Here is a 12675-nt window from a genome sequence, read left to right on the forward strand (position 1 = left end):
GGCGACCCCGTTACGTACGCTTGTGGGCATGGACGCCGCCGCGTACTGCGAAACGCCCGCACCCGTGACCACGGAGGCGGACGCGGGCCCGCCGTTCGCGGAGTGCGTGCTCTGCCGCGAGCCGACCGAGTACCCGGAGTCGGCCAAGGGCGCCACGCTCTGCCCGGTCTGCGCCTGGCAGGAGGCGGGGCGCTCGGCCTGCTCCGGCTGAGTCCGGTCCGGCCTCCCCCTCGGAGGACTCCGCCAGGGCCCGTTCCGTTCGGCGTGGACGGGGGGATCGGGGGACGGGAGGGCGCCGCAGCGCACCGTCGCCCTTCATGCCGAGGCATCTCCGGCCAGGGCACCACCGGATGGCGCCGACTCCCGGCAACCCCGGCACGGCGCCGCTCCGCACGCGTGCGACACGCGATGCCGGTGATCGGGGGAGAGGCGCGGGGGATGCCGACCATCCACGTTGCCGTGTTTCCGACCGTCGTCGTTCTGGTGGACCGCGACGCCGGCCCTCCGGGCCGGTGGCGGTCGGCCCCGCCGGGAACTCCTGCGTGCGGTGCCGCCTCCGCGCAGTCCGGGTCCGCTGTCCTGACCCGGGGACGGGTAGCGGGCACTCCGGCCGGCCCCTGTCCGACGGCTGTGGAGCCGCCACAACCGACCCGTCAGCCCTCCATCAGCTCCGACACCTTCACGAACCGGTAACCCCGCTTCCGCAGCTCCGGAACGATTCTGCTGATCGCCTCCGCCGTGACCGGCGCCGCGCTGCGCGTGCAGTGCAGTACCACCAGCGACCCCGGCCGCACCCCGTCCAGCACCTGTTCGGCCACCGCCCCCGCGTCCGTCGCGAACGCGTCGCCGCTCACCACGTCCCACTGCACCGCCGTCACGTTCGCCGGGGCCAGCGCGCCCAGCGCCGCGTCGTCGTAGCAGCCGCCGGGGAAACGGAAGTACGGCACCACGTTCCGTACACCGGCCTCGCGGAAGGCGGAGAAGGCCCGCTCCACGTCGCGGGCCATCGACTCCTTCGCGACCACCGGCAGGCCGTAGCAGTCGGCGGTGAAGGCGTGGTGGCTGTACGAGTGGTTGGCGACCTCGAACAGGTCGTCCGTTCCGATGCCCTTCGCCTGCGCCGGGTACTCCTCCGCCCACCGCCCGGTCATGAACACGGTCGAGGGCACCTTCAGCCGCCGCAGCAGGGCGATCAGCTCCGGGTTGTCGAAGCGCTCGCCCGCCGCCGCCCGGGGGCCCTGATCGGCCGTCATGTCGGCGTCGAACGTGAGCGCGACGACCTTCTCCGCCGCGGCCCCTCCCGCCGTACCCCCGCCTCCGGCCGCCGCAGCCCCGCCCGCCGGCCGCCGCTCGAAGACCGGGGTGCGCCCCGCCGGGCCGGGGGCCATGGTGGGTGGCTTCTTCGGGGCGGGAGAGGTGGTGGCGGCGGAGGGGGCGGGGGTCGTGGGGGAGGACGGAGCGGGGGAGGAGGGGGCGAGGGCGGTGGGTGCGGGGGTGGTGTCCCCGCACCCGGCCAGCACACCGCCGAGCAGCACCGCCGCGACCGTCAGGGCAGTTGTCTTCCACTTCCGTGCAGTAGTGATCACTCACGGAAAATATCCGACATCCCGCTTATATGGTTATAGCGGCACTCCGGTGCGGCGTCAGTGGTGCGGTGCCGACGGTGCGGCTCTCAGCGCCACGGCCCCGTCACCGCGAACGTCGTCCCCGGCGTGTAGCAGTTCACGTACATCGTCGCGCCGTCCGGCGAGAAGGTGACCCCCGCGAACTCGCCCCACTCCGGCTCCTCGGGCGTCCCGATGTTCTGCCGCCCGCGCGCCATCGCGTACACCTCGCCCCGCCGCGTCACCCCCAGCACGTGCTGCGCGCCGCCGCCGTCCTCGCAGACCATCAGCCCGCCGTCGGCCGCCAGGCAGATGTTGTCCGGGGACTCGCCGGGGAGCTGGATGTCGGTGTCCGGGCCGAAGACCACGACCAGGGTCAGCCGGCGCTTCTTCGGCTCGTACCGCCAGATCTGCCCGAAGTGGTCGGCCGCCGAGCCCTCGTCGCTGCGGGCGAAGCTGGAGACGAAGTAGACGCACGAGCCGCCCCAGTAGCAGCCCTCCAGCTTCTGGGCGTGCGTGATGCCCTTGGGGCCGAAGTCCTGGAGCCGGATCGGGGTCTCGGCCGCCAGCGGGTCCGGTACGGGTACCCACTCCACCCGGTCGAAGCTCGCCCCGGTCTCCTGGACCACGGAGAGGTCCGGCAGCCCCGGCACCCGCATCGCCTCCAGCGCCCCGCCCGCCCGCAGCGAACCGGTGCCGCCGAGCGGCTTGGCGGGGAGGAAGCGGTAGAAGAGGCCGAACGGCCTGTCGAACGCGTCCTCCGTCTCGTACACGATCCCGGTCTTCGGGTCGACCGCGATCGCCTCGTGCTGGAAGCGGCCCATCGCGGTCAGCGGGACCGCCCCGGTGCGGCGCGGGTCGGCGCCGTCCACCTCGAAGATGAAGCCGTGGTCCTTGGTGTACCCGTTGGTCCCGGCCTTGTCCTCGGTCTCCTCGCAGGTCAGCCAGGTGCGCCAGGGGGTGGGCCCGCCCGCGCAGTTCACCGCCGTACCGGCGATGGCGACCCGCTCGCCGAGTACCTTGTTCCGGCCGTCCAGCTCCAGGGACGTACAGCCGCCCTTGGCAGCCGGGTCGTAGGTCAGCCCGTCGACCGTCGGGACGCCGATCTTCGCCGTGACCCGGTTCTCGTGGTTGCGGACGAGGTGGACGCGGCCGTGGCGGCCGGGGAACGCGGCCATGCCGTCGTGGTTGCTGGGCACCTTGCCCTCGCCGGAGAGCAGCGGGTCACCCTCCCGGGACAGCACCCGGTAGCGGAAGCCCCTCGGGAGGTCGAGCAGGCCGTCCGGGTCGGGGACGAGGGGGCCGTAGCCGCTGTGCCCGCGGGCGGCGGCCGTACCCGCGAAGAGTTCGGAGAAGGCCCCGGTGAAGGCGATCGCGGCCGCCGCGCCGCTGCCGGCCAGGACCTGTCGTCGTGTCGTGGTGTGCCGGGGGTCGGTCGCTGCGGTCGCTGTGTTCCGGGTCTCGGATGACATGAGGCAACTCCCTGTTGGCGGACAGGTGACGTGACCCGCATGTGTGTAGCACGCACAGAGGCGCGGGGGAACCATACGCGCCCCCGCGCCTCGTGTTGCTGCTGGGACGGCCCACCGAGCCGGGCCGCCGGGCCGCCGCGCTGCCGGTCGGTCCGGTGCCGGCCGCCGGAGTGCCCGGATGGCTCCTGGGGAGGCCGCCAGGGGGCCGGTCGCCGCTCTGGGCTCTGGCCGGCCGCGCGGCGGGTCAGGCCTCAGGCCCGGCCATCGGGACCCGTCAGGCCAGCGAGGCCGACAGCGTGATGGACGTACCCGACAGCGCCTGGCTGACCGGGCAGTTCGCCTTGGCGTCCTCGGCCGCCTTCACGAAGCCCGCCTCGTCGAGACCGGGGACGTCGCCGACGACGGTGATGTGGATGCCGGTGATGCCGGTGCCGGGCTGGAAGGTGACGTCGGCCTTCGTCTCCAGCTTGGCGGGCGGCGTGCCGGCCCCGGCGAGGCCGTGCGAGAGCGCCATCGAGAAGCAGCTGGAGTGCGCGGCCGCGATCAGCTCCTCCGGGCTGGTCTTGCCGTTCGCCGCCTCCGAGCGGGCCGGCCAGGAGACGGGGTAGTCACCGATGCCGGAGGAGTCGAAGGTGACGACACCCTTGCCCTCGATCAGGTTGCCTTCCCAGACCGTGTGCGCCTGACGCGTGGTAGCCATGCTGGATCCCTTCAAACGGTGTACGCGGTTGTACGGAAGTGGAGTTACGGGTACGCCGCCGAACGGGCACCCGGTGCCACCCCCTGAACCTACTGCGCCACCAGACCCTTCGCGTCACGCGCCAGGGCGGTCAGCCGCGAGATGGCCCGGAAGTATTTCTTCCGGTACCCGCCGTTCAGCATCTCGTCGCTGAACAGCTGATCGAACGGCACCCCGGAGGCGAGCACCGGCACCTCGCGGTCGTACAGCCGGTCGGCCAGCACCACCAGCCGGAGCGCGGTCGACTGGTCGGGCACGGCCGTCACCCCGGTCAGGCAGACCGCACCGAGCTCGTCGGTCAGTGCCCCGTACCGGCTCGGGTGCACCTTCGCCAGGTGTTCGAGCAGCCCCGGGAAGTCGTCCAGGGACGCGCCCGCTGTGGCGTACGCGGCGCGGGTCACCTGCTCGTCGCTGTACGGCGGCGGGGCCTCGGGCAGTCCGCGGTGCCGGTAGTCCTCACCGTCGATGCGCAGCGGGCGGAAGTGCGCGGACAGGCCCTGGATCTCGCGCAGGAAGTCGGCGGCGGCGAACCGGCCCTCGCCGAGCTTGCCCGGCAGCGTGTTCGAGGTCGCGGCGAGCGCCACCCCGTGCTCCACCAGCCGGCTGAGCAGCGACGAGACCAGGACGGTGTCGCCCGGGTCGTCCAGCTCGAACTCGTCGATGCAGAGCAGCCGGTGGCCGCTCAGCGTCTGCACGGTCTGCTGGAACCCCAGTGCGCCCACCAGGTTGGTCAGCTCCACGAACGTACCGAACGCCTTCAGCGGCGGCTCGGCGGGCGTGGCGTGCCAGAGGGAGGCGAGCAGGTGGGTCTTGCCGACGCCGTAGCCGCCGTCGAGATACACCCCGCGCGGACCGGCCGGCGCGGCGGGCTTCTTGCTCCCGAACCACTTCCGGCGCCCGGAACCCGTCGCGTGCGACCCGCCGAGCCCGGCGGCGAAGCCGGACAGCACGGTCACGGCCTCGCTCTGGCTGGGCTGGTTCGGGTCGGGTACGTAGGTGTCGAAGCGCACCGAATCGAAGCGCGGCGGCGGCACCATCTCGGCGACCAGACGGTCGGCGGGGACGCGCGGCTCGCGGGCGCACAGGGACAGCGGGGCCGTTTCGGCAAGGGGGCTCTGCCCCGGAAACGCGGTGGAGGACGACACAACTCTCCACCCTAAGGCCCGTGCCAGACTGCAACCCATGCGAAGCCTGTTCCCTGTGACGGACCTGACAACAGCGGCCACCGCCCCAGCTCCGCCGACCGCCTCCGAACCGTCCGGGCCGCTCCCCGGCCACCCGGGCCGCGCCGACCGCGAGTGGAGCTTCGACGAGCTGGCCGAGGCGTACGCCTACCCCACCGACCTCCCCGTCGAGGGCCCCGGCAACTCCTGGCTGCGCGCCAACATGGTCTCCACCCTGGACGGCGCCGCCCAGCACGACGGCCGCTCGCAGCCCATCTCCTGCGCCGTCGACATGCGGATCTTCGGCACCCTGCGGGCCTTGGCCGATGTCGTGATCGCCGGGGCCGAGACCGTACGCCAGGAGGGGTACCGTCCGGCTCGCGCCCGGGAGGCCTTCGCGGCGCGGCGGGCGGCGGCCGGGCAGGGCGCGGCGCCGGCCATCGCGGTGGTCAGCGGTTCGCTGGACCTGGACTTCTCGCTGCCGCTCTTCACCGAGCCGCTGGTCCCGACCCTCGTGGTGACCGCGGCCGGGGCTCCGGCCGACCGGATCGCGGCGGCCCGGGAGGCGGGCGCGGAGGTGGTGATCGCGGGCGATGCCACCCGGGTGGACCCGGCGCGCGCGGTGCGGGAGCTGGCGGACCGGGGGCTGCGGCGGCAGCTGACCGAGGGCGGGCCCCGGCTGCTGGGCCAGTTCGTGGCGGCGGGGGCGCTGGACGAGCTCTGCCTGACGCTCTCCCCGATGCTCACGGCCGGGGACGCGCAGCGGATCGCCGGGGGCCCCGGGGTCGCCGTGCCGGAACGTTTCACCTTGGCATCGCTGCTGGAGGAGGACGGGTTCCTCTTCGGCCGCTACCGGCGGTGAGCCCGGCGGGCGCCGGAGCGCGGAGCCGGTGATTCCCCGGCGCAGGGCGACGTAGACGCGGTGTCACCAGTGTGGGGACACTTAGCGGAATTACCCGTTCCGGTTAGCTTCGGCTGGGCACACTTACCTCTGCAGTCCCCGTGGAAGCACGGGGAAGGATGGTTTCAGCAAACGACCGCCGACGGCCGAGCCGGCTGTCGGCGAGACGCAGAAGCGGAAGGGCGCCTGTCGTGTTCACAAGCGTTTTGATGATCGAGAAGCCGCTCACTCCCGAGGACGTGGACTTCGTCACCACCCTCCACGGCGAGGAGCGGATCTCGTTCGTCGTTCTGTTGCAGCCGCGCGGAGACCAGGCCGATGTCCTGCTGCGCGCGATCGACGACGTGGCGATGGGGGAGCTCAAGGAAGCCGTCCGCGAGGGAGAGGAACCGGAGGGCAAGGAGGCCCGCGAACCGGCCGAGATCGGCCTCGAATACTCGCTACGGGCGCTGCGCGAGGCAGGTGCCGAAGCGGTCGGACAGGTGATCGAGGACCACCCCCTGGACAAGCTGAAGGCCGTCGTCGGCGACGCGGGTGCGGACGAGGTCATCGTCCTGACCGCCCCCCACTACGTGGAGGAGTTCTTCCACCGCGACTGGGCCTCCCGCGCCCGGCACAAGGTCGGCGTCCCGGTGCTCAAGCTCTTCGCGCACAGCGAATAGGCTGAAGCCGCGCGGCCGCCGGAGGCAAGCCGGGACCGCGCCACCACGACCACGAGCACGGAGGATCACAGATGGCACCCGGCATTCCCGCCGCCATGGAACGACCGCACTTCATCGGCATCGGCGGCGCCGGAATGTCGGGCATCGCGAAGATCCTCGCCCAGCGCGGGGCGAAGGTGGCGGGCAGCGACGCCAAGGAGTCCGCCACCGCCGAGTCGCTGCGGGCGCTGGGGGCGACCGTGCACATCGGGCACGACGCCCGGCACCTGGCCGACGACGCGTCCTGTGTGGTCGTCTCCAGTGCCATCCGCGCCGACAACCCGGAGCTGCTCCGGGCGAACGAGCTGGCCGCCCCGGTGGTCCACCGCTCCGACGCGCTCGCCTCCCTGATGAACGGCCTGCGCGCCATCGCGGTGGCCGGCACCCACGGCAAGACCACCACCACCTCCATGCTCGCCGTCGCCCTCTCCTCGCTGAGCCTGGCCCCCTCGTACGCCATCGGCGGCGACCTGGAGGGCCCCGGCACCAACGCCACGCACGGCGAAGGCGACATCTTCGTCGCGGAGGCGGACGAGAGCGACCGCAGCTTCCAGAAGTACGACCCCGAGGTCGCGATCGTCCTCAACGTGGAGCTGGACCACCACGCGAACTACGCCTCGATGGACGAGATCTACGACTCCTTCGAGACCTTCGTCGGCAAGGTCGTCCCCGGCGGCACCCTGGTCATCTCCGCCGACCAGCCCGGCGCGGTGGAGCTGACCCGCCGGGTGCGCGACCTCGCCGACCTCAAGGTCGTCACATACGGCTCCGCCGAGGACGCCGACGTACGCGTGCACAAGGTCACCCCGCGCGGCCTGACCAGCGAGGTCACGGTCCTGCTGAACGGTAGGTTCCTCACGTTCACCGTCTCGGTCCCCGGCGCCCACTACGCCCACAACGCGGTCGCCGCCCTCGCCGCCGGGGTCGCCCTCGGTATCCCGGCGCACAACCTCGCCTCGGCGCTCGGCAGCTACACCGGGGTCAAGCGCCGCCTCCAGCTCAAGGGCGAGGCGGCGGGTGTGCAGGTCATCGACTCGTACGCGCACCACCCCACCGAGATGACCGCCGACCTGGAGGCCATGCGCGGCGCCGCCGCCGACGCCCGCATCCTGGTCGTCTTCCAGCCGCACCTGTTCTCCCGTACGCAGGAGCTGGGCACCGAGATGGGCCAGGCCCTCGCGCTGGCCGACGCCTCCGTGGTCCTGGACATCTACCCGGCCCGCGAGGACCCGATCCCGGGCATCACCAGCGCCCTGATCATCGACGCGGCGAAGGCGGCGGGCGCCGAGGTCACCGCCGTCCACGACCAGGGGGACGTGCCCGCCGCCGTCGCGGGAATGGCGAAGCCGGGCGATCTCGTTCTCACCATGGGAGCGGGCGATGTCACCGACCTCGGCCCGCGCATCCTGGACCACCTGTCGAACGACCGGTAGTCGAGCGACCACCGATCGAACGGCAACCGGTCGTCGAACGACGACCGATCGAACGACGACCCGTCGAACCGAGGGAGCGAGCCGTGCCGTACGACGTCGAGAAGCCGGACGAGCAGTGGCGGGCGGAGCTGTCCCCCGCCGAGTACCAGGTCCTGCGCCAGGCCGGCACCGAGCCCGCCTTCCGTGGGGAGTACACCGACACCAGGACGGCGGGCGTCTACTCCTGCCGCGCCTGCGGGGCGGAGCTGTTCCGCTCCGACACCAAGTTCGAGTCGCACTGCGGCTGGCCGTCCTTCTACGACCCGAAGGACACCGACGCGGTCGAGCTGATCGAGGACCGCACCCACGGCATGGTCCGTACCGAGGTGCGCTGCGCCCGCTGCGGCTCGCACCTGGGCCATGTCTTCGAGGGCGAGGGCTATCCGACCCCGACGGACCAGCGCTACTGCATCAACTCGATCTCGCTGACCCTGGCGCCGGACGAGAGCTGAGCCGCACGCGGACGGAACGCGAAGATGCCCGCACAGGGGGACCTGTGCGGGCATCTTCGCGTTCTCCTACCGGCACCACTCCGGCCGTGGACCGGAGCGGCCGGGGTCACCGGCGTCCGCGAAGCCGTCCGAAGAGGCTGCGGGCCTGGGCGCGCTTACGGGGGTCGGCCGCGGCGCGCCGGGCCGAATCGATGGTCCGCCGCCCCTGGGGGCTGCGGGTGAAGCGGGTGATGCGATCGAGCAGACGGGACATGATTCCTCCTCGCGGGGCCTGCCTCCCGCCTACCCCGTAATCGCCCAGCCGCACGCCCTCGGTGACCGCGTCTTCACCGAGGGGCACCTCACTCCTGGCCGGGGTCCTTGGCCGCCTCGGACCGCAGCAGCGGGTGGATGACCCCGGGGAAGACGGTCGCCTGCACGACCTCCTCGCCCGACCCGCCCTGCACGACCGTCTCCGCGACGCCCCAGGGCCGCCCGGCCAGGTGGATGGTCAGGGTGTACGAGGAGGAGCAGCCGGTGCACTCGTAGCGGTCGGCCCAGGTCTCGACCTCGGTGGTGGAGCCCGGGTAGCGCTTCACATGGCGGTGGCGGGCGTGGCAGTGGTCACAGGTCTCACCGGGCTCGCAGGTCCCGCCGCACGGGCAGGGCACGCCGAGGGAGTCGGCGGGCGTCCAGCGCTGCACGAGGACGGCGTCGCGGGTGGCGGCGGTGTCCTTCATGGCCTTGAGGTTGCGGGCGGCGACGTTGTACGACTCGCCGGTGGCGGCCATCCGGTCACGGATGACGTCCTTGCGTCCACGGTTGGTCGTCATGCGGCTCCTCCTGGGTTCACGCAGCCCGCCAGGAGGCCCACGAGTGACATCGGTACCTCGTTACCGTACCTGTCCGGTACCGGTACGAGGGCCGGGCGGCCCGGCGTCCGGCCGTGGGCTCCGGAGCCCACGGGGCCGGGTGGTGCGCGTCCCGCCCGCCCGGCCGTCCGGAACGGGCCCGACCCGGGCCCGGGCGGCGGCAATCCGGAGCGTTGCCGCGCCTGACCGGGCAGCTGACGGACGAGTCGCCGACCTGGTCCGGTCTTTTCGACATGGTGCCCGGATTCCGGGACAGCAGGTGGCCCAGAGCGCCCTACGGCAACGGGCCGGGTGCGGCGGGCATCACCGCCGTCCCTCCCACGTCGCCCGACGGGCGGGTCCTCACCACGTCCCACGTCCGAAAGAAGGTCACCGTGGCGATCAACCAGACGCAGCAACCGCTGGACGACGGGCGGCCGGTACCGGACCCCGCCGAGAGGCGGTCCGCGATCGATCCCCAGGGCCCGGCCGAGGCGGGGACCGGGCTGCCGGGACAGCCCGGACACGCCCCGGGACAGCGGCCGTCGGCCCTGGAACAGGCGGGCGGAGTCCGTGGCGTGATCTACTCCGCTCTGCCGGTCCTCGCCTTCGTCATCGGCAACGCCATCGGCGGACTCACGACGGCGATCATCGCCGCTCTCGCCCTCGCGGTGGTGATCGCCGCCGAACGGCTGATCCGCAAGGAGTCGGTCGTGCCCGCCGTCGGCGGGGTCTTCGGGGTGGCCGTCGCCGCCGGTATCTCCTGGTGGACCGGGTCGGCCAAGGACTACTTCCTCATCGGGATCTGGTCGAACCTCGCTCTCGCCCTGGTCTTCGGCATCTCCGTCCTCGCGGGCCGCCCGCTGGCCGGCGTGCTGTGGTTCTCGATGAGGGGCAAGAAGTCGACCTGGCGGGACGACCGGCGTGCGCGCCGGTACTTCGGCGCCGCGACGATCGTGCTCGCGGTCATCTTCGCCGCCCGCTTCGTCGTCCAGCAGTACCTGTACCAGGCCGACGAGGTCGGTTCGCTGGGCACCGCGAAGATCCTCATGGGGTATCCGCTGCTGGCCGTGGGCGTGCTGGCCGTCGCCTGGGCCGCTCGCGCCGCCTCGCGCCGGTCCTCCGAGGCCGCCGAGCCCACCACGCGGCAGCCCTAGGACCGGGGGAGAGGCACGCTGCGTACACCTGCCGCGCGCGGCAGGTGTACGTCCGGCCAAAGCGGTTACCTTCCCGCTATGCGACGACATGACCTGATCGTTCTGGGCGCCGGTACCGGCAACGCACTCATCGACGACCGCTTCGCCGACCTCGACATCGCCCTGGTCTCCGCCGGACCCTTCGGCGGTACCTGTCTGAACGCGGGCTGCATCCCGAGCAAGATGCTCGCCGCCACCGCCGAAGTGGTGGACACCGTCCGGGAGTCCGGACGCCACGACATCGACGCCGAACTGCGGGGTGTCCGCTGGCGGGACATCCGCACCCGGGTCTTCGGCCGGCTCGACGCGGCGGCCGAGGAGGGCGAGAAGGGCCGTCGCGACTCCGAGCACATCACCGTGTACCGGGGCACGGCCCGCTTCACGGGCCCGCGTCGGCTCATGGTGGAGACCGATGACGGGCCGGTCGAGATCGAGGCGGAGCGGATCGTGGTCGCCGCGGGCGGCCGGCCCGTCGTCCCGCCGCCGGTCGCCGAGTCCGGACTGCCGTACGAGACGTCCGACACGGTCATGCGCCTGGACGAGGTGCCGCGGCGGCTCGTCGTGCTCGGGGGCGGATACATCGCCGCCGAGCTCGCCCACGTCTTCCACTCCCTCGGCAGCCGGGTCACCGTCATCGAGCAGGCGGACCGGCTGCTGGCACAGCAGCAGGACGAGCTGGTCTCCCGCACCTTCACCGAGGCCGTGCGCGACCGGTGGGACCTGCGGCTCGGACGTGAGCTGACCGACGTCTCCGGCCGCCCCGGCGACCTGCGCATCACGCTGGACGACGGCACCGAACTGGCCGCCGACACCTTGCTGGTCGCGGTGGGGCGCCGGCCCAACAGCGATCGGCTGGAGGCGGCCGCCGCGGGCATCGAGACCGGTGACGACGGACGGATCACCGTCGACGAGCACCTGAGGACGACCGCCGACGGGGTCTGGGCCCTCGGCGACATCTCCACCCAGGTCCCGCTCAAACACGTCGCCAACCGTGAGGCGGAGATCGTCGCCCACAACCTCCTCCACCCCGACGATCCGCGCACCATGGCTTACGACGCCGTGCCGTCGGCCGTCTTCACCCACCCGCAGATCGCCCAGGTCGGGCTCACCGAGCAGGAGGCCCGAGAGCAGGGCGGCGACTTCACGGTGGCGGTCCACCGGTACGCGGACGTCGCCTACGGCTGGGCGCTGGAGGAGACCGAAGGCTTCTGCAAGGTGCTGGCCGACCGGCGCACCGGCCGCCTGTTGGGCGGACACATCCTCGGCCCGCAGGCGGCCACCCTGGTACAGCCCCTGGTCATCGCGCTGGCCACCGGCATGACCGTACGGGAGCTGGCCCAGCAGCCCCTGTGGATCCACCCGGCGCTCACCGAGGTCGTGGAGAACGCGCTGAAGGACCTGGACCTGGAGGGCGCCGGGACGTGACGTGGCGGGGCCCGGGGCTGTTCCCGGGGCACCGGAACGCTGTGCACGCGGACGGGCGTGGATCTGGCACCGAACCCATGCCCGGGCGCAATCCCCGTGAAATACTTGTGAGTTACAGGCGCGAGCGGATGTTTCGCGGCGGGAGGGGGCGGGTTTCGTGGCGGACGGCAGCGAAGCGGCGGCGGGGGAGCAGGGGGCTTCGGGCGAGCAGCTCGTGTTCCGGGTCGAGGTCAGCGGTACGCACCGGCGGCGGGAGGACCTCGCGGCGCTGCACCAGTGGCTGGAGGACGCTCCGATCCTGACGGAGGCCCGGGACGGGGGCGGGCTCGACCTGAGGCTGGTGGACTCGCGCCGGCAGAGCCCCTCCATGGGCGGCGAGTTGGTGCAGGACATCCTGCTCGTCGTCACCGCCGAGGTGGCCCGGTCGGTGATCGAGAACGTCTGGCGGGCGGTCCTCGCCTGGCACCGCAACCGGCGCAGGCTCGCGAACTCCGAAGAGCTTCCCCGGGTCACGCTCGACGCGGACGACGGCGACGGGGACGGCGACCCCACGCTCCGACGGGACACCGCGACGGGGCCCGGTGCCGGGGACGAACCCGGCTCCGGGGAGGCGGAGCGGCGTCCGGCGGACGAGGCGGACGGGCCGGACACGGACGGGCCGAACACCACCGGACGGGACGCGGACGGACGGGGCTAGGCGTTGTGCCGCCGTACAACGCG

General features: G+C 72.6%; 14 protein-coding genes. 8 read left to right on the forward strand and 6 right to left on the reverse strand.

The genetic code is table 11. The features are described 5' to 3' along the window. Positions 1–28 precede the first annotated feature (28 nt). Positions 29–211, forward strand: a complete 183-nt coding sequence (locus tag D6270_RS27260) for a hypothetical protein (RefSeq protein WP_109163049.1) — start codon at positions 29–31, stop codon at positions 209–211. A 442-nt stretch (positions 212–653) separates the two neighbouring features. Here the strand turns inward: D6270_RS27260 and D6270_RS27265 are convergent, their stop codons facing one another. From D6270_RS27265 to zapE, 4 genes are all read right to left on the reverse strand, one after another. Continuing rightward, a complete protein-coding gene (locus D6270_RS27265) occupies positions 654–1388 on the reverse strand; it encodes a polysaccharide deacetylase family protein (protein ID WP_225977084.1) in 735 nt (244 codons plus the stop codon). 284 nt (positions 1389–1672) lie between these two features. After that, on the reverse strand, positions 1673–3076 hold the full coding sequence (locus D6270_RS27270; protein ID WP_109163048.1) for an alkaline phosphatase PhoX: 1404 nt from the start codon (positions 3074–3076) through the stop codon (positions 1673–1675). Between the two features lie 274 nt (positions 3077–3350). After that, positions 3351–3776 carry an OsmC family protein gene (locus D6270_RS27275; RefSeq protein WP_109163047.1) on the reverse strand — a complete coding sequence of 142 codons (426 nt, stop codon included), beginning with the start codon at positions 3774–3776 and terminating at the stop codon, positions 3351–3353. A gap of 89 nt (positions 3777–3865) precedes the next feature. Beyond that, positions 3866–4960, reverse strand: coding sequence for a cell division protein ZapE (zapE, locus tag D6270_RS27280; RefSeq protein WP_109163046.1), 1095 nt, complete (start codon positions 4958–4960; stop codon positions 3866–3868). Between the two features lie 37 nt (positions 4961–4997). Here zapE and D6270_RS27285 point away from each other — a divergent pair, with 37 nt between their 5' ends. From D6270_RS27285 to msrB, 4 genes are all read left to right on the forward strand, one after another. Next, positions 4998–5840 carry a pyrimidine reductase family protein gene (locus tag D6270_RS27285; protein WP_109163045.1) on the forward strand — a complete coding sequence of 281 codons (843 nt, stop codon included), beginning with the start codon at positions 4998–5000 and terminating at the stop codon, positions 5838–5840. A 248-nt stretch (positions 5841–6088) separates the two neighbouring features. After that, a complete protein-coding gene (locus D6270_RS27290) occupies positions 6089–6541 on the forward strand; it encodes an indole-3-glycerol phosphate synthase (protein ID WP_202419098.1) in 453 nt (150 codons plus the stop codon). 71 nt (positions 6542–6612) lie between these two features. Further along, positions 6613–8013 carry a UDP-N-acetylmuramate--L-alanine ligase gene (murC, locus tag D6270_RS27295; RefSeq protein ID WP_109163043.1) on the forward strand — a complete coding sequence of 467 codons (1401 nt, stop codon included), beginning with the start codon at positions 6613–6615 and terminating at the stop codon, positions 8011–8013. Positions 8014–8096: 83 nt separating this feature from the next. After that, complete coding sequence (msrB, locus tag D6270_RS27300) at positions 8097–8504, forward strand: peptide-methionine (R)-S-oxide reductase MsrB (RefSeq protein WP_109163042.1); 408 nt, start codon at positions 8097–8099, stop codon at positions 8502–8504. 106 nt (positions 8505–8610) lie between these two features. Here the strand turns inward: msrB and D6270_RS33410 are convergent, their stop codons facing one another. Both D6270_RS33410 and D6270_RS27310 read right to left on the reverse strand, forming a co-directional pair. Further along, the gene (locus D6270_RS33410) at positions 8611–8757 is read right to left on the reverse strand and encodes a hypothetical protein (RefSeq protein ID WP_202419099.1); all 147 of its coding nucleotides are present in this window, start codon (positions 8755–8757) and stop codon (positions 8611–8613) included. Positions 8758–8845: 88 nt separating this feature from the next. After that, complete coding sequence (locus tag D6270_RS27310) at positions 8846–9316, reverse strand: hypothetical protein (RefSeq protein ID WP_109163041.1); 471 nt, start codon at positions 9314–9316, stop codon at positions 8846–8848. A gap of 212 nt (positions 9317–9528) precedes the next feature. On the opposite strand from D6270_RS27310, the gene D6270_RS27315 reads away from it, so the two are divergent. From D6270_RS27315 to D6270_RS27325, 3 genes are all read left to right on the forward strand, one after another. Beyond that, positions 9529–10491, forward strand: coding sequence for a DUF3159 domain-containing protein (locus tag D6270_RS27315; RefSeq protein ID WP_225976958.1), 963 nt, complete (start codon positions 9529–9531; stop codon positions 10489–10491). A gap of 78 nt (positions 10492–10569) precedes the next feature. Next, a complete protein-coding gene (locus D6270_RS27320) occupies positions 10570–11955 on the forward strand; it encodes a mycothione reductase (RefSeq protein WP_109163040.1) in 1386 nt (461 codons plus the stop codon). Positions 11956–12112: 157 nt separating this feature from the next. Continuing rightward, positions 12113–12652, forward strand: coding sequence for a hypothetical protein (locus D6270_RS27325; protein WP_109163039.1), 540 nt, complete (start codon positions 12113–12115; stop codon positions 12650–12652). Positions 12653–12675 lie beyond the last annotated feature (23 nt).

Origin of the sequence: Streptomyces griseus subsp. griseus, from assembly GCF_003610995.1 — a bacterium.
Taxonomy (GTDB): Bacteria; Actinomycetota; Actinomycetes; order Streptomycetales; family Streptomycetaceae; genus Streptomyces.

Excerpts from the sequence above, each read along its gene's own strand:
- D6270_RS27310 (WP_109163041.1), bottom strand. The coding sequence starts at position 9,316 with ATGACGACCAACCGTGGACGCAAGGACGTCATCCGTGACCGGATGGCC.
- D6270_RS27275 (WP_109163047.1), bottom strand. The coding sequence starts at position 3,776 with ATGGCTACCACGCGTCAGGCGCACACGGTCTGGGAAGGCAACCTGATC.
- D6270_RS27270 (WP_109163048.1), bottom strand. The coding sequence starts at position 3,076 with ATGTCATCCGAGACCCGGAACACAGCGACCGCAGCGACCGACCCCCGG.
- D6270_RS27320 (WP_109163040.1), top strand. The coding sequence starts at position 10,570 with ATGCGACGACATGACCTGATCGTTCTGGGCGCCGGTACCGGCAACGCA.
- D6270_RS33410 (WP_202419099.1), bottom strand. The coding sequence starts at position 8,757 with ATGTCCCGTCTGCTCGATCGCATCACCCGCTTCACCCGCAGCCCCCAG.
- D6270_RS27260 (WP_109163049.1), top strand. The coding sequence starts at position 29 with ATGGACGCCGCCGCGTACTGCGAAACGCCCGCACCCGTGACCACGGAG.
- murC (WP_109163043.1), top strand. The coding sequence starts at position 6,613 with ATGGCACCCGGCATTCCCGCCGCCATGGAACGACCGCACTTCATCGGC.
- D6270_RS27285 (WP_109163045.1), top strand. The coding sequence starts at position 4,998 with ATGCGAAGCCTGTTCCCTGTGACGGACCTGACAACAGCGGCCACCGCC.
- D6270_RS27290 (WP_202419098.1), top strand. The coding sequence starts at position 6,089 with ATGATCGAGAAGCCGCTCACTCCCGAGGACGTGGACTTCGTCACCACC.
- D6270_RS27265 (WP_225977084.1), bottom strand. The coding sequence starts at position 1,388 with ATGGCCCCCGGCCCGGCGGGGCGCACCCCGGTCTTCGAGCGGCGGCCG.